This is a genomic window from Psychrobacter sp. W2-37-MNA-CIBAN-0211, from assembly GCF_040309405.1.
GTDB lineage: Bacteria > Pseudomonadota > Gammaproteobacteria > Pseudomonadales > Moraxellaceae > Psychrobacter > Psychrobacter glaciei.
Genome location: NZ_JBEOOU010000001.1, coordinates 355,188 through 379,163, shown reverse-complemented (window position 1 = coordinate 379,163; position 23,976 = coordinate 355,188). Strand labels below are relative to the sequence as shown.

16 protein-coding genes are annotated in these 23,976 nt (G+C 43.7%); 8 read left to right on the top strand and 8 right to left on the bottom strand.

The features are described from left to right. Nucleotides 1–67: 67 nt before the first annotated feature. The 4 genes from creD to pnuC form a co-directional block, all read right to left on the bottom strand. Nucleotides 68–1,705 (bottom strand): cell envelope integrity protein CreD, encoded by a 1,638-nt coding sequence (gene creD, locus AAEY72_RS01590; protein ID WP_352309201.1) that lies wholly within the window; start codon nt 1,703–1,705, stop codon nt 68–70. Nucleotides 1,706–1,834: 129 nt separating this feature from the next. After that, nucleotides 1,835–2,359, bottom strand: a complete 525-nt coding sequence (locus AAEY72_RS01585) for a TIGR00645 family protein (RefSeq protein WP_194618567.1) — start codon at nt 2,357–2,359, stop codon at nt 1,835–1,837. A gap of 63 nt (nt 2,360–2,422) precedes the next feature. Beyond that, a complete protein-coding gene (locus AAEY72_RS01580) occupies nt 2,423–3,019 on the bottom strand; it encodes an AAA family ATPase (RefSeq protein WP_352309199.1) in 597 nt (198 codons plus the stop codon). Then, complete coding sequence (pnuC, locus tag AAEY72_RS01575; protein ID WP_352309198.1) at nt 2,958–3,683, bottom strand: nicotinamide riboside transporter PnuC; 726 nt, start codon at nt 3,681–3,683, stop codon at nt 2,958–2,960. The genes AAEY72_RS01580 and pnuC overlap by 62 nt, the downstream gene beginning before the upstream one ends. A gap of 296 nt (nt 3,684–3,979) precedes the next feature. On the opposite strand from pnuC, the gene AAEY72_RS01570 reads away from it, so the two are divergent. The 6 genes from AAEY72_RS01570 to AAEY72_RS01545 all read left to right on the top strand — a co-directional run bounded on the left by AAEY72_RS01570 (nt 3,980) and on the right by AAEY72_RS01545 (nt 12,716). Then, nucleotides 3,980–5,125, top strand: coding sequence for a beta-ketoacyl-ACP synthase III (locus AAEY72_RS01570; protein WP_189581890.1), 1,146 nt, complete (start codon nt 3,980–3,982; stop codon nt 5,123–5,125). Nucleotides 5,126–5,389: 264 nt separating this feature from the next. Beyond that, nucleotides 5,390–6,481, top strand: a complete 1,092-nt coding sequence (gene prfA, locus AAEY72_RS01565) for a peptide chain release factor 1 (RefSeq protein ID WP_010198072.1) — start codon at nt 5,390–5,392, stop codon at nt 6,479–6,481. 154 nt (nt 6,482–6,635) lie between these two features. Beyond that, nucleotides 6,636–8,168, top strand: a complete 1,533-nt coding sequence (gene lysS, locus AAEY72_RS01560; RefSeq protein ID WP_189581895.1) for a lysine--tRNA ligase — start codon at nt 6,636–6,638, stop codon at nt 8,166–8,168. Nucleotides 8,169–8,388: 220 nt separating this feature from the next. Beyond that, nucleotides 8,389–9,654 (top strand): hypothetical protein, encoded by a 1,266-nt coding sequence (locus AAEY72_RS01555; protein WP_352309197.1) that lies wholly within the window; start codon nt 8,389–8,391, stop codon nt 9,652–9,654. A gap of 69 nt (nt 9,655–9,723) precedes the next feature. After that, a complete protein-coding gene (gene dnaX / locus AAEY72_RS01550; RefSeq protein WP_352309196.1) occupies nt 9,724–11,580 on the top strand; it encodes a DNA polymerase III subunit gamma/tau in 1,857 nt (618 codons plus the stop codon). 236 nt (nt 11,581–11,816) lie between these two features. Then, complete coding sequence (locus AAEY72_RS01545) at nt 11,817–12,716, top strand: LysR family transcriptional regulator (RefSeq protein ID WP_010198065.1); 900 nt, start codon at nt 11,817–11,819, stop codon at nt 12,714–12,716. 227 nt (nt 12,717–12,943) lie between these two features. Here the strand turns inward: AAEY72_RS01545 and AAEY72_RS01540 are convergent, their stop codons facing one another. Together AAEY72_RS01540 and AAEY72_RS01535 are read right to left on the bottom strand one after the other, a co-directional pair. Beyond that, nucleotides 12,944–14,125 carry an aspartate aminotransferase family protein gene (locus AAEY72_RS01540; protein ID WP_194618556.1) on the bottom strand — a complete coding sequence of 394 codons (1,182 nt, stop codon included), beginning with the start codon at nt 14,123–14,125 and terminating at the stop codon, nt 12,944–12,946. Nucleotides 14,126–14,165: 40 nt separating this feature from the next. Beyond that, a complete protein-coding gene (locus tag AAEY72_RS01535; protein ID WP_010198061.1) occupies nt 14,166–14,357 on the bottom strand; it encodes a DNA gyrase inhibitor YacG in 192 nt (63 codons plus the stop codon). A gap of 202 nt (nt 14,358–14,559) precedes the next feature. Between AAEY72_RS01535 and trmB the strand changes: the two genes are divergently transcribed. Further along, nucleotides 14,560–15,237 (top strand): tRNA (guanine(46)-N(7))-methyltransferase TrmB, encoded by a 678-nt coding sequence (trmB, locus tag AAEY72_RS01530; protein WP_352309194.1) that lies wholly within the window; start codon nt 14,560–14,562, stop codon nt 15,235–15,237. 137 nt (nt 15,238–15,374) lie between these two features. On the opposite strand, the gene AAEY72_RS01525 is transcribed toward trmB, so the two are convergent. Next, the gene (locus AAEY72_RS01525; protein ID WP_352309193.1) at nt 15,375–16,769 is read right to left on the bottom strand and encodes an ABC1 kinase family protein; all 1,395 of its coding nucleotides are present in this window, start codon (nt 16,767–16,769) and stop codon (nt 15,375–15,377) included. A 391-nt stretch (nt 16,770–17,160) separates the two neighbouring features. Continuing rightward, nucleotides 17,161–18,510 (bottom strand): phosphoribosylamine--glycine ligase, encoded by a 1,350-nt coding sequence (gene purD, locus AAEY72_RS01520; RefSeq protein ID WP_352309374.1) that lies wholly within the window; start codon nt 18,508–18,510, stop codon nt 17,161–17,163. 460 nt (nt 18,511–18,970) lie between these two features. Between purD and AAEY72_RS01515 the strand changes: the two genes are divergently transcribed. Next, nucleotides 18,971–23,821: an NAD-glutamate dehydrogenase gene (locus tag AAEY72_RS01515; protein WP_352309192.1), complete on the top strand. Its 4,851-nt coding sequence runs from the start codon at nt 18,971–18,973 to the stop codon at nt 23,819–23,821. Nucleotides 23,822–23,976: the final 155 nt, after the last annotated feature.

Below are 23,976 nucleotides of genomic sequence, written 5' to 3'. Positions count from 1 at the left end.
AGGTTTAGCGAGTAATACCAACGTAAGACCGCCCTAGACTGAACGTTTTTGGCATGCTCTAACTAAGTTAGGCAATTTTATACCAGTCAATTTTACGGGTCATGACCATCACGCAAGCGAGTAGTACAAAACAGAAAACAGCACCAAGCAATAAATTCATATCTTCAGTGGTTAAGATGCCGAAAAATGAGGCATACAATCCTGCCAGTGTGGCAGTAAAAATCGCCGCTCGCTTGACGCCGCCCAGTACATAATAAGTATACCAACCAATAAGTCCAACACAGGCGCTGGCAGCAATGGCATAAGCCTTCCAAAAGACGATTTGCTCAGCAAGTGGTAATAATAAAACATAAAAAACAAACAGCGCACAACCGACCAGCAGGTACTGAATAGGGTGGATGCGGCTGGATTTAATCACTTCAAATAAGAAAAAAGTGCCGAATGAGACCAAGATTAATAATAAGGCGTATTTCATCGCTCGTTCGGTCTGTAAATATACGTCATTGGGCTCAGCAAAACTCACACCAAAGCTGTTCAGGCGCACATTTTGGTGGCTGTCAGTCATGGTAGTGCCTTCTTCTGTGACAATACCTTCTATTGCTGTAATCGCATCATCAGGAGTCATTGACTGGCTGCTGGTATCGAGAATGGCTTTACTGATGACGACACATCGGTTGTTAGCCATGCTAAGACACTGCGATAAATCTTGATTGTTGGCGATCGTTAGATACTGATTTTGCCAACTGGCTTCAAAACCGTTAGCAGTAAATTTCTTGGCATTAGGGAGCGCCTTGCCAATGAAATTGGGCGCATGCCAATTACTGCGCATCGTTAAGGTAAAGTTTTGTCCAGTCGGCACCGTATTTAAATTGCTGATACCCGCTAATGGCAAGTCAATCATAATGTCAGTCGCTTGAGTGCCTTTAATATCGGACGACTGACTGGCTATGTCTGTACTGGCTAATGCCTCGCTATTGGTGCTTGTGGCAATGAGACTGCTTTTATTCTGCTGGCTAGCCATGTTTTTCGTGGCACGCTGCAATATGTTTTGCGGAATAGCGACTTCTACATAGGTCAGATTTTTCAGTAACGGTGTCTGCGGGTAAGTCGCTTTTATCGGTTTTTGCTCAATGGTCACCATTGGTAGAGTCGCGATGCCGCGCAGATCTGATACTGGAATAATCAATTTTGCGTCATTCCAGTGAATGATGGTTTCTCTGAGTTTCGTTTTATTATTACTGGTAGGTGTATTGACGGAGCCTTGCTCTCCACTAGCCGTGCTCGTCGCTTCATATAAGCGGCTGATGGCTTTATCAAAAGTGTAACGTTGGTCAAATGTCAACGCCCCATCATAACTGGTCGCATGATAGATGCCGCGCTTATAGGTATCAGTGCTTACCTCAAGATCTTGTGTTGCTTGGGTTTGATTTGCGAAAATAGTTTCAATTTTTGAGTAGGACGGTGCACATTTACTGGTTGTGCCAGGCGCTGTAATCTGACATTCAGGCGTGACAGTAGTTGGAATGGCAATAAATGGTGTAATGACTTCCTGCGGATTGATATGCTGCTGGGCGATTTCTTTGATCACCGACGCAGCATAATTTTGTCGTTCGTAAATCACCGAGCCAATCATATTGAGACCGATGGCGAAAATAATGCATAGCCCAGCGATGATAGATAATTTGGTAAATAGTGTTTTTTGCATGAAAGCTCCTCATATGATTCTTTATTCCAAAACTGTCCATATAACAGTCAATAGGTTCAAAGAAAATCATAAAGGAGTGATAAAGAAAAAATATGTAAGAACAATGGAGAGTGTGTGGAATAATAAAAATCAGTGCTTTTTGGTATCGCCAACCACTTTGTCCATAATCGCAAATAGCAGGCCAGATAAAACGAATGTCATGTGAATAATGACCTTCCACATGAGTTTGTCTGCTTCACCCTCACTCAATTCATTAGGAATATCCATAAAGGATTTTAAAAGATCAATGGCAGAAATCGCAACGATGGCACCGATGACTTTTAATTTAAGCCCAGAAAAATCTACTTTGCCCATCCAGTTAGGTCGATCAACGTGATCACCAGTGTCAATTTTTGAGACAAATATTTCATAGCCACTGAATATGATGATTAATAACAAACTGGCTACTAACGAGAGGTCGACTAGCACTAATATATTGACAATGACATCTGATACCGAGGCGCTAAATACAGTATTAAACATCATGACTGTTTTTTGAATGAATTTTATAAATAATAAGATAATCCCTAAGACCAGCCCTAGATAAAAAGGCGCTAGTATCCAGCGGCTGTTAAAGATGGTTTTTTCTAAGTAGCGTTCAATGTTTTTTAGCATAGACATCTCTTGATATTTTTAAAGGTTGTAGGTCATTTACTTATAACGTGGTATAGGATGGATTTAAGAAAGCCATTCGAGTATTTGTTGTACTCGCTCCTTTCTATCGCCACCAATGCGCTGGAATGGTCTTTGGTGCTTATTTAGTTGGCTGGCGAAATAGGCGCTTATCTCGTCACGTTGATGCGGACTATCCCGCAAGTCATCAGCCACCCATGGCGTATCAACGTCAGTCAATAATATCAAATCATAATGATGTGCCAATGCCGCTCGCTCAAGGGCGATAGGACAGTCGCCATAATACCAGTGAGAATAAACCATTAGCTCAAACAGACTGGTATCACAAAACAAATAATGGCTAGCATCAAACGTCTGAGCGACTTGTTTGGCCAATTTATTTTCTAACGTAATCTGACCTTGTGCGATAGGTAGCAGGTCATCCCACGTGCAAGTCAGTTGCTCGTCATCCCATTTTGCTTGTAAGTAGATGCGCATATATTCTGATACCCAAGGGCTATCAAAATGTGCTGCCAAATCCCGACATAAAGTCGTCTTGCCCGTACTTTCTGCGCCTAAAATAGCGACATTTATGACAGATTTAGGCGTATGCTGTATGAGGTTGTGCGCGATGTTGTGTACGATAGCGTCGTTGCCATTCATAATATGCCCAGATTGCGATGAGAGTGAAGACTATATATTGTAGCGCGGTAAACGTAAAACCTTTATAAAAGTATAGCGGTACCGATATCGCATCGGCAATGATCCATAGTATCCAATGCTCAATCTTGCGCCGTGCCATGAGCCACATCGCCATAAGGAACAAGGCGGTAGTGAACATATCAGTGTAGTCAACCCACGTAAATAAATGCAGTCCAAGTACTGCACCATCGAAGCTAAAACCGTTATTGATGACTGGACGGAAATAATAAATCAGTGCTACAAACCCCATCGTTCCTGCTGCCAAAGCAGACAATATAGGTATGTCGCCTGCATGCAGATGCTCGATACGGACATTATTAGCATCGTTTGACTGCTTATGCTCAACAGATTGAGCCTTCTTATTCTTTGACCAATTAATCCAGCCGTATAGGCTCATCACGGTATAGTAAGCATTGATAAACATATCGCCAAACAGCTGCCACTTCCACAGTAAATAGACAAATATAGCAGTGCTGACCAAGCCAATAGGAAAGACCAGAATATTGGTTTTGCTGGCAAGTAAGACACTTGCCACGCCAAAGACGACGGCAATCAGTTCAAGGACAATGAATATCGTAGAGTAGTCAGCGTATTGACCAAATAACCAATTGAGAAGTTCTGCCATTAGCTTTCCTAAATATGAGCGTGTATTGATATTTTTGCTAAATAATATAGTTCGATGAATAGTACAGAGTAAAACAGCGCCAATTATAACGTAGCTACCGTAAAATGAACTGAGTCTTTGCTTATTTATGGCGAGAAACAGATTATTTGTAACAAAGTATTAGAAAAATTATAATATTCAGGCATAATAAAGGCACTGATTTTAAGTTTACAGTTATTCACTCAAATTGAATGGCTATTATTTTTCCACTTTTATGCTTATTCCAAGCACCACAGTAGTAGACAAGGAAGCTTATCATGACGACTTGTATCACGGGCACGGGCCTATATATCCCACCTTATAGCATCAGCAACGAAGAGTTAGTAGAGTCATTTAACCAGTATGTTGAAAATTATAATGCACAGCATGCTGATGAGATAGCAGCAGAGACTGTGACCGCACTTGAGCCTTCTTCAGCCGCTTTTATCGAAAAAGTATCGGGTATCAAATCACGTTATGTGATGGAAAAAGACGGCATTTTAGATCCTGAAATTATGGCTCCCGTGATTCCTTATCGCAATCTAGGCGAAGAGCTGTCTATCATGGCAGAAATGGGTGCCGCAGCGCTTAGAGATGCTTTGGCAGATGCTGGACTTGAGGCCAATGACTTGGATGGTATTATCCTTGCTTGCTCAAACTTCCAGCGCACTTATCCTGCGGTTGCCATCGAAATTCAAAATGAAATCGGTATGATTGGCGGCTTTGCTTATGATATGAACGTCGCTTGTAGTGCCGCGACTTTTGGTCTATCACAAGCGCACGGCTCTATCGTCTCTGGTTTGGCCAAGCGCATCGCTGTGGTCAACGTAGAGATTACCTCGGCGCATCTAAACTGGCGTAACCGTGATAGCCACTTCATCTTTGGTGATGTGGCGACAGCGTCTATCGTTGAAGATCTCGATACGCCAAAAGGTTATGAGATTCTTAACTCTAAGCTATTTACTCAGTTTTCGACTAACATAAAAAACGAATACGGCTTTATGGATCGCTCAGAGTTTTTAGCGGCACAGACTGAGATGTATCCGGATATCAAAGAGCCGGTCACGGATAAGTTGTTTTTACAAAATGGCCGCAAAGTATTCCGTGAAGTCTGTCCAAAAGTGTCAGAGATCATCACTGAGCATTTGACTGAGAACGAATTACAAGCCAGTGATGTGAAAATGATGTGGTTACACCAAGCCAATGCCAATATGTTAGATTTAATTCTACGTACAGTCATCGGTAAAGAAGCAGACAAAGCGATTGTCCCAAGCGTCATTGCTGAATTTGCCAATACCAGCTCAGCCAGCCCGATGATTGTGTTCCATCGCTATAAAGATGAGTTAGCATCAGGTGATTTGGGCGTGATTTGTTCATTCGGCGCAGGTTATTCGATTGGCTCAGTATTGGTTCGTAAAGTGTAGCGTTTCATTCTAGATCTTTTTTAACGATGAAAATAGCCAAGATCCTTCTTGGCTATTTTTTTATGTCTATGTTTTTAGCATCTCATTTTATAAACACTGACTGATGAGAAAACAGGGTGGTATTTCAGCAGCGATAGGAATGTCTGCCAATAGAATGGCAAAATTACTTAGAATAGCAGCAAGATTACTCAGAGGTTTTAATTTACGGTGAAAAATTTGCTATAATCACGCTCTTACTCTTATCATCCAATTAAAAGTCCTTTTATGAAAGAATCCTTACGCCTGCGTTTAGACCAGATGGTAGACCGTTATGAAGAGGTCACCGCCTTGTTATCAGATCCTAGTGTCATTAGTGATAATAATAAATTCCGTGAATTGTCTGTCGAGCACAGCGATTTGATGGATATCACTACTTTATGGCAAAACTACGTGGGTGCAGAAACGGATCAGGCCGATGCAGAAGCTATGCTGGCTGATGCGACAGATCCTGACATGAAAGAGATGATGCAAGACGAGATTGATAATGCTCGTGATACCATCATAAAGATGGAAGAAGCGCTTAATCTTATGATGCTACCAAAAGATCCTAATGATAAAGTGCCAGCATTTTTGGAGATTCGTGCAGGGACTGGCGGCGATGAGGCAGCGATTTTCTCTGGTGACTTGTTCCGAATGTACCAAAAATACGCGCAGAGCCAAGGCTGGACATTGGACGTGCTTTCTGCAAGCGAAGGTGAGCATGGCGGGTATAAAGAAATCATCACTCGCGTATCAGGCAACAGCGTCTATGGTCGCCTAAAGTTTGAGTCTGGCGTACACCGTGTCCAGCGTGTCCCTGAAACCGAAAGCCAAGGCCGTGTGCACACCTCAGCTTGTACCGTTGCAGTCATGCCTGAAGTTGAGATTGATGATACCGTCGAGCTCAACCCAGCTGATATCCGTTTTGATACGTTCCGTTCAAGCGGGGCTGGTGGTCAGCACGTTAACACCACCGACTCAGCTGTACGTTTGACACACATTCCAACGGGCACAGTCGCAGAGTGTCAGCAAGAGCGTAGCCAGCACAAAAACCGCGCACAAGCGATGAAAATGCTCATTTCACGTATTCAGCAGGTTAAGGTACAAGCACAAGTCGATGTTGCTGATTCGATGCGCCGCGACTTAATCGGTAGTGGCGATCGCAGTGAGCGTATTCGCACCTATAATTTCCCGCAAGGGCGTATGACCGATCATCGTATCAACCTGACCTTATACAAGCTCGACTCTATTATGGAAGGCGACTTGGATGAGATTCTTGACTCACTACTACGTGAGCATCAAGCTGATTTGATGGCGAGTATCGGCGGTGGTGACTAATAGCTTATTCTGTATAGATTATTGATGTGCGATTTTTATCGTGATGTCTGTTTATAATAGTAGGGTGTGTTGAGAGTTCAATACGTCCTAAACCTTGATTTAATTTTTCTGTTTTCGTTTATCCATTTAATTACCTAATAATATTGAGAGTGTTATGTCAAAGCACAACAATCAGAATCAAGAGCAAGCCCCAGAAGACGCTAACGAGCTAATTGCTCAGCTACAAGCCAAGCTAGACGATATCACTGCTTCAGGCAAGCAGCCTTATCCAAATACGTTCAAACGCACCGATTATGCACAAGATTTGCAAGCAGCCTTTGACGGCGTCTCAAAGCAAGAAATTGAAGAAAAAGCGGCGAATGGCGAAAAAACACAGGTCAATGTGGCAGGTCGAGTCATGCTCAACCGTGGCTCGTTTATTGTCATCCAAGATATGAGTGGCCGTATTCAGCTATATGTCGCGCGTAAAGAGCTCGATGATGAGACGCGTGCGAGCATCAAGTCGCTAGATTTGGGTGACATCGTAGGTGTATCAGGCTATATCGGTCGCTCAGGTAAAGGCGATTTATACGTGCATATCGAAGAGATCAGTTTGCTAACCAAATCATTACGTCCAATGCCAAATAAATTCCATGGTTTGGCAGATGTGGAAGCCCGCTATCGCAATCGTCATCTTGATTTGATGACCAATGAGACAACTCGTGATACGTTCATGATTCGCAGTCAGGTCGTCAGCGGTATTCGTAAATTCATGCTGAATGAGCGCTTCATGGAAGTTGAAACGCCAATGATGCATCCGATTCCAGGTGGTGCAGTTGCACGTCCATTTGTGACGCATCATAACGCTTTAGACATGCCGCTTTATTTACGTATCGCGCCTGAGCTTTATTTGAAGCGTTTGGTGGTTGGCGGTTTTGAAAAAGTATTCGAGATTAACCGTAGCTTCCGTAATGAAGGCGTCTCAACCCGTCACAATCCTGAATTTACGATGATTGAGTTTTATCAAGCGTATGCGGATTACCATGACTTGATGGATTTGACCGAGCGCTTATTTAATGAATTGGCGATGGATATCTTGGATACGACTGAGATTACTTATCAAGAAGAAGCCATCAGCCTAAAAGCGCCGTTTGCTCGTTTATCGATGTCTGATGCGATTGCCAAATATGCCGAAAACTTCGACATGGCACATATCAATGACCGTGAGTATCTAGCAGAGTACGCATCTACTACGCTCAAGCAGCAAGTAAAAGATGGCTTTGGTGTGGGTAAACTGCAAACGATTATCTTTGAAGAAACCGCTGAGCATCAATTACGCCAGCCAACCTTTATCACTGAATATCCTGCAGAAACTTCACCACTCGCGCGCCGTAGTGACGACAATCCTGAGATTACCGATCGCTTTGAATTATTCGTTGGTGGTCGTGAATTGGCCAATGGCTTTAGTGAGCTAAATGACCCAGCAGATCAGGCGGAACGCTTCCGTGGTCAAGTCGCTGAAAAAGACGCGGGCGATGATGAAGCCATGCATTTTGACGAAGAATATATCGAAGCATTGTCTTATGGTTTGCCACCGACAGCAGGTGAGGGTATAGGTATTGATCGCTTAGTCATGCTACTCACTGATTCAGCGAGCATTCGTGATGTGATTTTGTTCCCGCATATGCGTCGTAAGCTTGACAACTAGACTAGCGTCTACTTATTATGAAATATAGTCAATCCTATATAAATTAGGTACGATGTCAGGCTCGCTTAGTTTACTACTTGTAGTATTTTCACTCGCCTTCCTTGTGCCTAAATTATATTTAACCGACTGTGACGCTGTTACTGAACTGAGTATAGAGCGAGTTTTGCAGCGTTGATGGCAGACGCTCAGTTGTTTATGAGCACTCATTTATAGGGATATTATGGACACTCAGCACCTACCGCTCTCAGTTTGGCAGCAGATGATTCAGCAAAGCTTCTTATCTTTGTACGATGTATCAGAAGAAGACAGTAACCATTCCCAGCATCTATTGCAGGGTTATGACTTTGTTTTTGAGTTTTCTGGTGCGACGGTTTACCTTATCGTCAATGATGTGGTGATGCAGGCCAATCAGCAAGAGGTTGACAGTACGCAGGTTCGTGAGTGGCGAAAAGAAGTGGTTAATCAATTGATCAAGCGTCATGCGCAACTTTATCTAAAAAATGACGAGGCACTGGCTGACGCAAACGCGTCGGCATCGAACAAGGCGATTTATTTTATTGGTCTGACGTCACTTGCTATTAAGCATAAAAATGATAACTCAGAGTCACAACCCTATACAGTCAATTACGAGTATGGCAGTCAGTTCTTTGCCGAAGACTGTGTGCTGGACTTGGACGATGAGGAGAGTGTCTTACAAGTATTTAGTCATCAAAACTTTGTCGACATTCTCAATCAGTTGGTGACCCCGAGTGATCTTAGTGCTTATTTGGACTTTCATCGCCGCAAGCTTACTGGCTTTGAGACGTTTCAAGACGAATCAACGTTGCTCGCCCAATTTTTACAGTCGCCTGATTTTCACCAAAGAGCCATTGAGGTGCAAGAGCAGTTGGTCGCTCATCAGTTAATAGACCAAGTGGAACCGCGCTTGCTCACAGCAGCAGAACCCGACCAAGTAACTTTTGCCAATGCGCTGATGCTCGATATTCAAAAGAATACTCGCATGTGGTACAAGCTATTTAATAGCTTGATTCAGCAGTATTATGAGGCGGGAACACCACTGCCAAAAGAGCAGGTCGATGTGTTGGTCGATGAGTCGATGTATACCTATGCGTGTTTAATAGAAAAAATATTGGCGCATAGAACGATTGATAAAGATTCAAGCTGGAATGGTTATGTTCGTCATGAGCATTCTTATCATGTATTTGGTCGCCATTATTTCATGGTGTTTTATGCACAAGATGAAAATAGCACATTAAGTGCAGACAAGGTTCGTGCCTCGCATCAGGATTTATTGTTCGAGCTTAACTCACAAATGCAGCAGCCGGTGATGGACCATTTGTTCTTAATTGGCGTAGAGGTTAGACCTTGTGAAGACAGCGTCAATACTGAGGTGCATGTTGACGTGTTTCATCAAAATGGCTCGGCTATCGACGCAAACACACAGCGCTTATACGAGCAATTGGCTGAGCTAAGATCGCAGTCATAGACTCATTATATTGTAGATCGCTGATCTGATGCTTCACCTACATTTGTACTTTTCACATTGGCAGTTACTATGACGCAGCAATATCAAGTTTTAGCTCGCAAATACCGTCCCAAGAACTTTCATGAATTGATTGGGCAAACGCACGTCTCGCAAGCACTGATTAATGCCATTGATTATAATCGTCTGCATCATGCTTACCTTTTTACAGGTACGCGCGGTGTGGGCAAGACGACGATTGCGCGTATTTTATCTAAATGTCTGAATTGTGATACTGGGGTGACCAGTACGCCTTGTGGTGTGTGTGATAATTGCGTCGCCATCGATCAAGGTCGTTTTATTGATCTGATTGAAATTGATGCGGCCTCTCGTACCAAAGTGGAAGACACTCGCGAGCTGTTAGATAACGTGCCTTATGCGCCAAGCCAAGGACGTTACAAGGTCTATCTAATTGATGAAGTGCATATGCTGTCTACGCACAGTTTTAATGCATTGCTGAAAACGTTGGAAGAACCGCCTGAGCATGTAAAGTTTTTGCTAGCGACGACCGATCCACAAAAATTGCCGATTACTATTATCTCGCGCTGTTTGCAGTTTGTGCTGCGTCCGTTGCCGCAAACCTTGCTGAGTGAGCATCTGGCAAATGTCCTTACCCAAGAGCAGGTAGGTTATACTCAGCCAGCACTTTGGCAATTGGCCAGTGCGGCAAAAGGCTCGGTACGTGATGCTTTATCCTTGACCGATCAAGCCATTGCTTTCGGTCAAGGTGCGCTGGATGATGTCACTGTCAATGCCATGCTTGGTCTCATTGATGCGGCTGATTTGGTCAGTTTAATTACCGATATCTATAATCACGATAAGTCTGCCGTCGCTGCACATATTGAGCAAATGCGCGCGCAAATGGTTGATGCGACGAGTATGTTTGATGGGCTGGCTGAGCTATTACATCAATTGGCGTTGACCCAGCTGCTTCCTGAAGTGGCTCTCAATGTGAATGAGGCGCAAGCCCAAGACATTAATACGCTTGCGCAGCATATGAGCCCAGACGTCCTGCAACTGTATTATGAAATTGTCGTGCAAGCGCGTGAAGGTGTTAAGCTTGCCAGTACCCCGATGCAAGCGCTGGAGATGTGCATTTTACGTTTGCTAGCCTTTCGTCCGTTGCCAGTCGATGAAGTACTAAGCCCTATTTATGATGGCTCTGTGTCATCTGAAGTACCAGCTATAGAAAATACGACTTCTACGCAGGCAGCCATTACCCATTCAGCTTCGATACCGCTGTTACAGCCTTATGATATCGACTATCAAGAGCAAGCCGGTATTGAGCAGCCAAACGCTAGTTTGGATGAGAATGCGTTAAGTATTAATCCAGCTCATGAGCCTGAACCCGTTGTTGAGCCTGAACCCGTTGTTGAGCCTGAACCCGTTGTTGAGCCTGAACCCGTTGTTGAGCCTGACGCAAATGATTCTCAATTACTGTCTGAATCTGATGATCCACGCACGTTGTTACGCTGCGCACCGCAAGAATTGAGAGGCGAGTGGACACCAGAGAAATGGGATTATTGGCTACAAACCGCTCGTGAAGCCGAGATTTTGGCACAAGATGAATTGGCACTTGCTCGTCAAGGTATGATGACGGGTCTATGTAATGGCAAATCGACCTTTGTTACCAGCATTGATAGTAAGCACTTGCAGGTGACTTTTCAGCAACTGGCAGAAAAACTGCAACAGCAGTTCACGCAGGCAGATATTGGTCTGCAAATCGATGGTAGCGTCATGCAAGCAGATGACAAGACACCTGAGCGTCGTCAACAAAAGCGTTTGGTGCAAGCAAAGACGGTAGCAGAATCAAAATTGATGAATACACCGGTGATGAAATATCTGACCGAGCACGGCGAAGGAAAAATGGGCAAAGTTCAGTTATATTAAACAGTCAGAAAAACGATTATTAATATTATTTAATAGTCTATGTAGTTAATAGATATAATATATCATAAAAAATATCAAGTCGATGTTATACTATCGCCTTGATATTTTTGCTTTTATTACTTATGAAATAAACTTAATTCAAACAACAGCAGTATATTTAATCGCTGTAAGGTAAACTAAAATCCTTTATAATGGTTAAGTTATACTAAAAATTAAAACGCAGCTTAGGTGAGAATATGTTGGATAATTTACGCGGTATGGCTGTGTTCGCCAGTGTGGTTGGACATGGCTCGTTTAGTGGCTCAGCTCGTGAGCTTGGTATTACTACCAGTGCAGTCAGTCAGCAAATTCGCTCGTTAGAAAATGACTTAGGTGTCGTACTATTGCATCGCTCTACTCGTAAGCTCAGTTTAACGGAAGCGGGTGAGAGTTTTTACGAAGCGGCAAAGGACGTGGTCAGTGCGGCTGAGCAAGGTAGAATTAAAGTCAATCAGTTACGTGATGAGCTCGCAGGTAGCTTGCGCGTAGCTACAACACCTGAGCTTGGAGTCAATCATATTTTACCGGCGTTATCGACTTGGATGGCGGCACATGATGACTTGAGTGTTACTTATTTAGCAGACAATCATTATATCGATATGATTGATGAGCGTATCGATATCGCGATTCGTATGAGCCCAACGATCAATGATTCTAGTTTGAGTAGCCATCCTTTAACGGATGTTCGCCAGATGCTTGTCGCCTCACCACAGTATCTACGCCAACACGTAAAACTTAAAACCCCTAAAGATTTGGCTGAACATCAGCTGATTTGTATTGAAATTATGAAAGATGCCAATCAGATTGATATGATTCAGACCGAAACTGGTAAAAAATCGCGCATAAAACTGAATTCACGGATTTATACCAATAATGTGTTTATGGCCACAACTTTAGCAAAAGAAGGCCACGGTTTGGTTAGAATGATGGAAATGGACATTAGAAAAGAGCTTGAAAGTGGTGAATTGGTCGAAGTGTTGACCGGCTATCAGTTACCGAGCTTTGTGCTATATGCGGTTACTTTAAATCGCGATCAGCAGCCGGCTAAAATCACGCGTTGTCTAGAAGTGCTGAAAAAATACTTCCATGCAAATTAACTTTTAATGTATTTATATATAGTCGATTCAATTTAAAAGTAGTACAAGGCAACCGAGTGTAGACGTATATTAAATACTTCAAGCGAGGTTAACGCAGTAATACTTTTATAGTGGAATGACTATACCCATAAAACTTGATCAGTAGTAAGCAAAAGAAGCCTATAGATAGCGATTATCTATAGGCTTCTTTTTAACTGTAAATAGGTTTTTTTCTTTAAACCTTTGGGCTAAAACGACGGCTTTAATAAATCAATCAAACGATCAGCCACTTGTGTGCTTTCGTCACGGCTGATGTTAAGCGGTGGCAGTAAGCGTACCACATGGCCACCGGTTACATTGATAATCAGATTTTGCTCATCACGTGCACGATCCACCAGCTTGCTACAATCCAACTCTTCAGGTAGCGCGATACCAATCATCATACCAGCGCCGCGACTGCTAACGCCATATTGTCCCAATGTATCGACTATACTTTCTCTGATGAATAAGCCTTCAGTCACTGCGTTTTCCATGATATTGCTGTTCGCTAATACTTCGTAGACGCTATGAACCACGCGGCTGGCTAATGGCGTGCCACCATAAGTAGAGCCATGGCTACCAGCACCGAACAAGCCGTTAGCGCGACCGCGTACCATACAAGCGCCGACTGGAAATCCATTACCTAGACCTTTGGCTGTCGTCAATACATCAGGACGAGCATTACTATGTTGATAAGCAAAATATTTACCGGTGCGACCATTACCGGTTTGCACTTCATCCAGCATAAATAGCCAGTTATGAGCATCACATTCTGCTTGCAGCTCTTCTAAATAAGTAAAGCCATTGGGGGCAGTATTGAGTCCACCCTCGCCTTGGATAGGCTCTACAAAGATGGCGCAAATGTCATCATGAGCTTGCGCGGCTTGCTTAACCGCTGCAATATCGCCAAAGGGCACACGGATAAAGTCATCGTCCAAGGTATAAAAACCTTCACGTGCTTTTGGGTTGGCGGTTGCTGATAAGGACAGTAAGGTACGGCCATGGAACGATTGCTCCATTACAATGACCTTTGGACGTTTAAAACCTTGCTTGTATGCATATAAACGCGCCATTTTTAACGCCGCTTCGTTTGCTTCAGCGCCACTATTAGCAAAAAACACGCTGTCCATCTGAGCTGCTGTACATAGCACTTCGCCAGCGCGCTCTTGCCAATCGATACCGAATAGGTTGCTCGTATGAACTAATGTACCTGCTTGCTGCTGAATAGCATCAGTCACTTGTGGATGGCAATGTCCTAAGCCGCACACCGCGATACCAGTTAAGGCATCTAAGTATGGCGTATCCTCTTTGGTATAGAGCCAACTGCCTGAACCGCGTGTAAAGCTGATTGGTTGACGATTATAAGTGGGCATCAGGTAAGTAGCAGACATGTAAAACATCCTTGGTATAATAATTGAATAAAAGTGTAGGTTATAGTTCGTCAGAGAAAGGTGTGGTTTCCGCAGGCAACGTGTAGTCTTCGTTTGCCCAAGCACCTAGGTCGATAATTTTGCAGCGACTGCTACAGAATGGTTTATATTTATTGTCTTGCCATGCCGTCTGGGTACCGCAGCGTGGACAAGGATAGGTCTTCGGGGAGGTGTTTGAAGTAGAGTCAGTCATAATAAGTGAGGCCATCCTCATGGTTATTAGGAAAAGTACAATCAGTGAAAGAGAATCGGTATAATAGCATGGGGCTAAAGAATGACAAAAGGCAAATACCCGTCTATCTATGTCAAACCAAATCAATCTAAGCAGAGCCAATAGTTTAACAATCAAATTGATACCTTGCTAAAGGTTATCGTTCACAGGGCTATATCTTATCATGATGCAACAACCAACGCTTTCCCATCAGAAAACCCGCGCTTTTCAACCACATAAACTGTCAGCACCGCGTGACTTTATTATTCCAAATATCATTAATGACAATAAAGATGAAAAACCGTTAATGCTAGAGATTGGGGCAGGGAAGGGTAAGCACGCGCTCAGTTTTGCTATACAGAATCCTGACAAGCAGCTGATAGCCATTGAACGTACTCGTAATAAGTTTGAAGCCTTTGCTAAACTTGCTACACAGCAAAATGTAGCTAACTTAAATGCTATTCATGCTGATGCCATCGCGTGGATCGTACATGCGATCGCACCCCGTAGTATTGCCAAAATTTTTATACTATACCCCAACCCTGAACAGCACAATCCTAATCAGCAATGGTTGAACATGCCATTTTTTGAGTTCTTATTATCGCGTCTGAAAGTAGGCGGAGAAGTGGTGCTAGCGACTAATATAGAAGCGTATATGGATAATGCAGCACAACAAGCCTCTGCGGTATGGTGTTTGCCAAATACTCGCTACCACGTGCCAATAGACAGTGAGCGTACGCACTTTGAGGTAAAGTACCTAGCACGCGGAGAGACATGTTGGGAGCTGACGATGCGTAAGCCAGAGGGCTATAAAACGAGGTTTGATGATTGGCATGCTAGTAATTTGAAAGACAAAAAATAGCCTAAGCAAATAGCGCAACCATTAAAAATCATTCATGATAATAAGTTATGTTATATATAAAATAGCCTAAGCAATTAAAATAAATATATAAAAAAGACTGCCACTAAAGGACAGTCCAGAAATCGCATGTTTTCATACTATAAATAAGGCTTCACTAATTTGTTAGAGTCCGTATAGGCGTCTAAAACTGTTAAAAGAGTATAAGCACCAATAAACTTACGACTAATAAACATAAATTCTTTTGGCGGCAGATTAAATTCAAAAGACTGCATCGCCCGTGTCGCAGCAGATGAGAGGCGTGAATGCAGCTTGCTGTTTGCCCAGATATAGCGATTTTGTTCATCTAAACACTCAGTAGGGATGTCGCTATTCATCGCGGGATCACTAAATGGCTCAGTTGCCAATAAAAATAACGAAGCAATATCAGAACGGACTTTGTCACTCATCGTGTCAAAGAAGTCATAGCCAGTCATGGCTTGGATCATCGCCTGATGATCGTGACGATAACCAGCTTTTAGTAAACCATGAGCAATCGTCAATAGAGTATTATCAAACTGGCGAATAGCCCCAAAATCTAATAATACTAACTTATCAATATCGTTTTCATTATCGCTGACACGGACGAGGTAGTTACCAAAGTTTGGGTCCGTTTGCATCTCGCCCCAAACAAAAATCTCTTGCATCATAATTTCTATGGCTGCTTGACCAATGGCATTGCGGCGCTCATGAGGCAAAAGCTGTAGCGCTTCAGAAACAACGCTAATGCCAGGCTCATAAGACATACATAACAGACGTTTGCTCGAATAAGTGCGATTTATTTTGGGCACAGCATAGCGTGGATCATCTATCAAACGCTCATAAAAACGCTCAGTGGTTGCAGCCTCTGCCTCATAATCAACTTCGTGATGGAGTAGGTCGCGTATCTCTTCAAACCAGGCATCGAGCGAGCGCGTTTGCGGGACAATGTTGCTGACTTTTAGCAAACGCTTAAATAAGGCAAGATCAGAGTTGATGGCGTCTGCGACCCCTGGATATTGAATTTTCAACACCACTTGCTCACCAGTCGCTAACACCGTGGCTCGATGGACTTGGGCAAGAGAAGCTGTACCAATCGGGATAGTATCTACATCAAGCTCACTGAGTTTGTCACCCAGTAGTTGACGCAAGGTATGCTCGATGGTTGGCCATGACAGGGTAGCCGTATCATCATTAAGCGTTTGTAAGGCACGTGTTATTTCAGGCGGCAATACATGCTCACCATAAATGGCCAGCATTTGACCGATTTTTACTACTGAGCCTTTCAGTTTGCCCAGTTCTTCTGCCACATAATTTGCCTGCGCTGCCATAAAAGCTTGGTTACGTGCCGTGCGCGCTTCTTTATTCAAAAACATACCAGACACGCTATTGCCTGCCCAACGACGACCAATATTTAGAGAGGTTTTGGCAATCGACATACGACGCTCAAACCCTGAGGTTTTTAAGTTGTCAATTGACTGCTTATTATTAGAAGGTTTAGACGTATCATTTGCCATAAATATAATCATTCATCCAGTTGGTATTGATTTGCGGGTTCAAAACCTACAATACAAGAGAGATGCGACGCGCAGGTACAAACGGGTACAAAATTGTATCATATAAAGAGAAGACGGTTTATAAGCCTTAGTTGACTACTGGCAGTTACTTTGTAAGCTAAAGTAAGATTCGAACGTTTACACACGCTAGCCAATGTTGTTGCTACAAACGACTTCATAAAGAAAAGTCTGTATCGATTTAAAGATACAGCAAAAAACACGACCTAGCATAGCACTAGGGCGTGTCATTAATTAGCACATTGATATATTTTAGTAGTCTTAGAATAGCTAACAGTAGTCTTAAAACGGCTCAATTTTGCCAAACATCGTCAGAAACCTTGTTAATAATGGACTATGCCTTTGCTTTTTCGCGGGTAATCGCATGATGACCGATATCGCGGCGATACTGCGCCCCATCAAAGCTGATCGCACCTGTTACTGCCAATGCGGCTTGTTGAGCATCTGAAATAGTATCCGCTAATGCCGTCACGCATAATACTCGTCCACCATTAGTAATAACTTCTTTATTATTACCCGTATTTGCCGTATCAGCATTGCTATCATGTGAAAAGGCCGTGCCTGCGTGAAAGACTTTAACCGCACCATCACTATTGGCATCCAACTCTGGCAAGCCAGCAATCACATCACCTTTTGAAGAAGTTTCAGGATAGCCTTTTGAGGCAACCACGATACCAAGGGCAGGGCGCGCATCCCATTGAGCATCACTTGGTAATTGACCAGCCAGCCCTTGAGCGACTAAATCTACCATTGAAGATTGCAAACGCATTAAAATAGGCTGTGTCTCTGGATCACCAAAACGGCAGTTAAATTCGATGACATACGGATCGCCTGCCTTGTCAATCATGAGACCAGCATATAAAAATCCAGTATAAGGATGACCGGCGGCATTCATAGCGTCAACCACGGGCTGAATAACTTGTGCCATTACCTTGTCATGAACCTCTTGAGTAACGACTGGTGCAGGAGAATAGGCACCCATACCACCAGTGTTAGGCCCAGTGTCGCCTTCAAAAGCGCGCTTATGATCTTGGCTGGTTGCCATCGGCAGGATATTCTTGCCATCAACCATACAAATAAAGCTGGCTTCTTCACCTTGCAAAAACTGCTCGATAACCACACGGCTACCGGCGTCGCCAAACTTATTGTCGGCCAGCATATCGTCGATTGCATCATGTGCTTGTTCGACAGTCTCCGCAACGATGACGCCTTTACCGGCAGCTAGACCATCCGCTTTGATGACAATAGGCGCGCCTTGCTCATCGATATAGGCTTTGGCAGCATCAGCGTCTGTAAATCCTTGATAAGCCGCCGTTGGAATATTGTTCTGTGCCATGAATTCTTTGGCAAAGGTTTTTGAGCCTTCTAATTGCGCACAATATGCGGTCGGGCCCCAAGCCTTAATGCCAGCAGCACGGCAGGCGTCGACGATACCTGTGACTAGTGGCGCTTCTGGGCCTACGATGACCATATCGATGGCGTTATTTTGGCAAAACTCGATGACAGCAGTGTGTTCGTCCGCCTCACTGCGTGCAGGCTCTAAAATAACGTTTTGGCATTTAGGTTCAAGGGCAGTACCAGCATTGCCTGGCACGACGTAAACGTGTTGGACATTGTCGTCTTTTGCACATTGCCATGCTAGCGCGTGTTCGCGACCACCTGAGCCAATCACCAAAATATTCATCATACGTCTTGCCCTTAGCATTAAAGTTAATAATGAGTTAGTCATACACTCTGAGAGATACGGTCATATTCTAACAAAAAAAGTGTCTTGATTACCATGAGTATCCACTTGCCAGCAAGTATTCGCCAACAATTAAGGCCTCATTGTCTCATGAGCAAAGGTTATCGGCATGTTGCTGATTCATGAAATGATGTTGTACGCTTTAGCTATGAGCGTAGGTGCGTTACACTTCAACATATTAACGGTATCAAATCTAGCAAGCCGTTTGCTCTTATAAAAGTTAGGCAATAAAAACCAGGAGAGGATGCCAATAATAACAAGGTAGCTCACAAATGGAGTACTACCATCTGACATCGGTAAGATTCATTATATTCAAACGTTGCTAGTCATTGATATTGATTAATGAGTGAAAATAGATAGAGAAAATTGAAGTACTAAACTTATAACAAGGACAGCAAACATGCCAAACTCTCTAAGTATCGCAAAAGAGCACATAAGCCAGATAAGCGATATTGCCACCAACTATGTACAAAATGACAAATCGCTATTTGATCATTTTATTCATAGTTATTACCAGCCGCTGCATCAGGAAACAGCAGAGGCGATAAGTAATACTGATTTAGCTGGCATGGCACTCCATCATTTTACGCTACTGAAATCTTATGATGGCAAAAAACCACAACTCGCCATTTTAAATCCAAAGGCAGAAGAGCAGCATTTCCACAGCTCACACACAGTCATACAGATAGTGGCTTACGACAGGCCGTTCTTAGTGGATACGATCTTAATGAGTCTTGAGGCTCAAGGTATTGACGTCCATCGCACGTATAACATCATTATTAGTGTTGCGCGTGATGATGACGGCAATATCGTTCATATTGAAGGCGCGCATGAGAGCGCCACGTCTCACTTATCTTTGATTCACTGCGAAATTGCCTATCAAGACGACGAAGAGTTGGCGGCATTACAAGAACTCTTATTAGCAAAAGTGGACACGCTTGATACGGTCGTTGGCGATTGGAAGCAAATGAGAGAAAAACTGACTTCTATTCAATCTGAACTGTCAAAAAAACCACTGCCAGAAGTATTCTATTCCCAGAAAGAGATTCAAGCATTTTTGGATTGGATATTAGACGATCATTTTATCTTTTTAGGCTATCGTGAGTACCGCTTAGAAGGCGGTAGTATGATGGATGTCAACAGCGACGCTACTAACGCCAAAAATGCAGACTTGGATTTATTTGCTATTGGTAATAGTGGGCTTGGTCTGCTACGTGGCGCTGAAGAAGACAAACTGTCAGAAAGCTTTAGCCAATTGCCAACAGTACTCAAGCAGCTATTGACTGAGCCGCGCGTACTGATGCTCTCTAAATCAAGCCGTGTCTCACCTGTGCATCGTCCAGTATATATGGACTTTTTGGGCATTCATAAGTTTGATGACAACGGTAAACTGGTCGGTGAATATCGATTTATTGGTTTGCTAACGTCGCAAGCCTATCAGCTGACCGTTCAGCAAATACCATTACTACGCGAAAAAGCCAATAAAATCATGGCAATGGCGTATCTGCCACGAGATGGTCATGCACACCATAAGATGATGCACGTCATCAATACCTTGCCACGTGATGATCTGTTTCAAGCCAGCGTCGAAGAGTTATATCCAATTGTCTCTGGCATCAGCCAATTACAAGACAAAAAGAGCCTACGTCTATTCAGCCGCATCGACCATTATCAGCGTTTTGTTTCCTGCTTGGTCTATATTCCCCGTGATAAATTCAACACTGAATTGCGCATTAAAGTACAAAATGTCTTGAAAGATGCTTACGGTGGCACGTCATCTGGCTTTACCACTGAGTTTAATGAATCTGCCCACGCCCGTGTGCATGTCCATGTACGCACCGTGCCCGGTCAAGTTAATGAAGTGAATACGGCAGCTCTAGAAGAAAAGCTATCGGCACTCATGCAGTCATGGGGTGATCATTATCAAAAAATGCTACTCGATAATGTGGGTGAACAACAAGCCAATGCACTCAATCGTCGTTTTTTAAACTATATACCTGCCGCTTACCAAGAACGCTTTGATGCTCGTACCGCCGTCGAAGATGTCAAGCGTCTGGCTGGGTTAACCGACGTTCAGCCAATGATTTGGCACTTGTATCAGTCAACGGGTGATGCGAGTAATCAGTTGCACCTGAAGCTTTATGGTCGTGAGCAACCAGTCATCTTGTCAAAAGTATTGCCCATTCTTGAAAACTTTGGTGTCTCGGTGATTTCAGCGCAAACCTATGAGTTTGACTTGCCTGAGAAGCCTATTTGGATGCAAGAGTATGAGCTCACCTTGGAGCATGTCGATACGGTCAATATGCAAGTGGTACGCAATCAATTTGAAGAGAGTCTCAAGCAGATTTGGGCAGGACGTGTTGAGAGTGACTCTTTTAACGAGCTGGTATTAATTACCAAGTTAGATACTCATGATGTGGTTGTGCTCCGTGCCTTGCAGCGCTACATGATGCAAGCCCGTGCACCATTCTCTAGTGCTTATATTCAGCAGACTGTGGTCAAAAACAGCGACATTAGCGTGGCATTAAGCAGCTTGTTCGATGCACGCATGAATCCTAAATATAGTGAAGATGAGCGCCAAGAAAAAACCACGCAGATTCAAGAGAGAATTAAAGCAGCATTGATAGACGTCGATAGCTTGGATGAAGATCGTATCTTGCGTTGGTATTTAGATTTAATCAATGCGATGGTGCGTACCAACTTTTATCAGAGAGACAGTGAGGGTGTACGTAAAGATCGCCTATCGTTTAAGTTCTTGGCAGCAGATATTCCAAACTTGCCCAAACCTAAGCCAATGTTTGAGATATTTGTCTACTCACCACGCGTTGAAGCCGTACATCTACGCGGTGGTAAAGTCGCCCGTGGTGGTCTGCGTTGGTCAGATCGTATGGAAGATTTCCGTACCGAAGTACTCGGTCTGGTCAAAGCGCAAATGGTCAAAAACGCGGTTATTGTTCCTGTCGGTTCAAAAGGCGGCTTTATCGTCAAGACCAAATCTATGGCAGATGGACGCGAAGCGTTCCAAGCCGAAGGTATCGCCTGTTATCAGACGTTCTTACGCGGTATGCTAGATGTCACGGATAATATTGTAGATGGAAAAATTGTCCCGCCAGCCGATACGGTGCGTCATGATGAAGACGATCCGTACTTAGTCGTTGCAGCTGATAAAGGCACGGCAAGTTTCTCTGATATTGCCAACGCTTTGTCTGCTGAATACAACTTCTGGCTCGATGATGCCTTTGCCTCAGGCGGCTCGGTCGGTTATGATCACAAAGCCATGGGTATCACAGCTCGCGGTGGTTGGGAGTCGGTTAAACGTCACTTCCGTATGCGCGGCATGGACATTCAAAACCGTGACGACTTCACTGTGGTCGGCATCGGTGATATGAGTGGTGATGTATTTGGTAATGGTATGCTGCTCTCAACCCATACCAAGCTAGTCGCTGCTTTTAACCATCTGCATGTCTTTATTGACCCTAATCCAGACACTGCTGCCTCATATGCCGAGCGCGCGCGCTTGTTTGAACTGCCACGCTCATCGTGGGCTGATTATGAAAAATCATTAATCAGTCAAGGTGGTGGTATATTCTCACGTCAAGATAAAAGTATCGCTATCAGTGCTGAAATGAAAGACCTCTTCGATATTAGCGAAGACAACTTAGCCCCTAACGATCTCATCAGTGCTTTGATGAAATCACCGGTTGACCTCATTTGGAATGGTGGTATCGGTACTTATGTAAAAAGTGAAAGCGAGAGCCATGCCGATGTTGGTGACCGTGCTAATGATGTGCTGCGTATCAATGGTAATGAGCTGCGCTGTGCGGTGATTGGAGAAGGGGGTAATCTGGGCTTCACCCAGCAAGGGCGTATCGAATACGCACAAACGGGTGGGCGCATTTATACCGATGCCATCGATAACTCAGGCGGCGTGAACTGCTCAGATCATGAGGTCAATATCAAAATCCTACTCGGCAAAGTAGTCGAACAAGGCGATATGACTTTAAAACAGCGTAATGAGCTGCTAGAAAGTATGACTGATAATGTGGCAGAATTGGTGCTGCGCCAGAACTATCTACAACCGCAAGCGATTGAGCTAAGCCATATTCGTGCCGCTGCTAACTTAAGCGATCATCAGCGCTTCATCCAGATGCTAGAAGGTGAAGGGCGTCTTGACCGTGCTATTGAGTACTTGCCAGCAGACGAAGAGATTGCCAAGCGTCAAAAAGCAGATACGGGTTTGACCCCTCCTGAGCTTGCAGTGGTCATGGCGTATGGCAAAATGTGGGTTTACGACAACTTGTTGCTATCTGACTTGCCAGATGACCCGTACTTTATCAATGAGCTGCGCAAGTACTTCCCAGATGAGCTGGCTACGCGGTTCTTTGATGAGATGACTGAGCATCGCTTGCATCGTGAGATTATCAGTACTTATATGACCAATAGTGTGGTCAACCGTTTGGGTATCGAAGCATTGTTCCGTCTCTATGAAGAAACAGACCAATCTCTAGCGACCATCATCCGTGGATACGCGATTAGTCGTGATGTCTTTAATGTATCAAAAGCTTGGAACACGCTTGAGTCGTTAGACAATAAAGTCGATGCGACATTATTGCTCAACCTTGAGCTACGTCTACGTGATGCGCTCGAGCGCGGTGTGGTTTGGTTCATCAATACCTTTGGGCAAAACTTGCAAGTTGCTGATATGATCAGCCGCTTCAGAGATAGTGTTGAGAAATTAACCAAATCAGGCGGGTTCATTGAGCAGCAATTTGCAGAGTACTTAGAAGAAGACACTCATAGCCTAATGCAAAAAGATCTGTCCGATAGTGATGCCACCTTGTTTGCTATGCTGCCTTACCATGTCGATGCGCTAGATGCGGCGTTACTTGCCGAGCAGTATGAACGTCCTGTCGATGAGATTGCGACTCTATACTTTGAAGCCTATCAAGTCTTGCAGCTCGATTGGATGACGGATAACATCGCGACCTTACCGCAACAAGGTTATTGGGATCGCCGTGCTCGTCATGCCTTAGCGAATGAATTATCACGCAGCTTGCGTCTATTGATGGATGCTGTTCTCTCAAAACCAGATGCAAAACAAGCATTTAGTGAGTGGAAATCTCGTCATCAAAACCAGCTCGAATTGATAACGACAGAGATGCACAAGCTCGATAGTAATGATGATATTCAAATCAGTCTGTCAACGCTATCTGTACTCATGAGTGAGCTGAGCGGCTTAGTGACAAAGTAGCTAGAATAGCAACTAGCAAAACAGTTGCTATTAAAATAAATGATCGTAAAAAAACCACCGTTATCCATTAACGGTGGTTTTTTATTATTCAATAAACGATGGTCATTAAACGTTGGCTGTCACGTTATAGTCAAAATACCCCAAAAATGCGACGA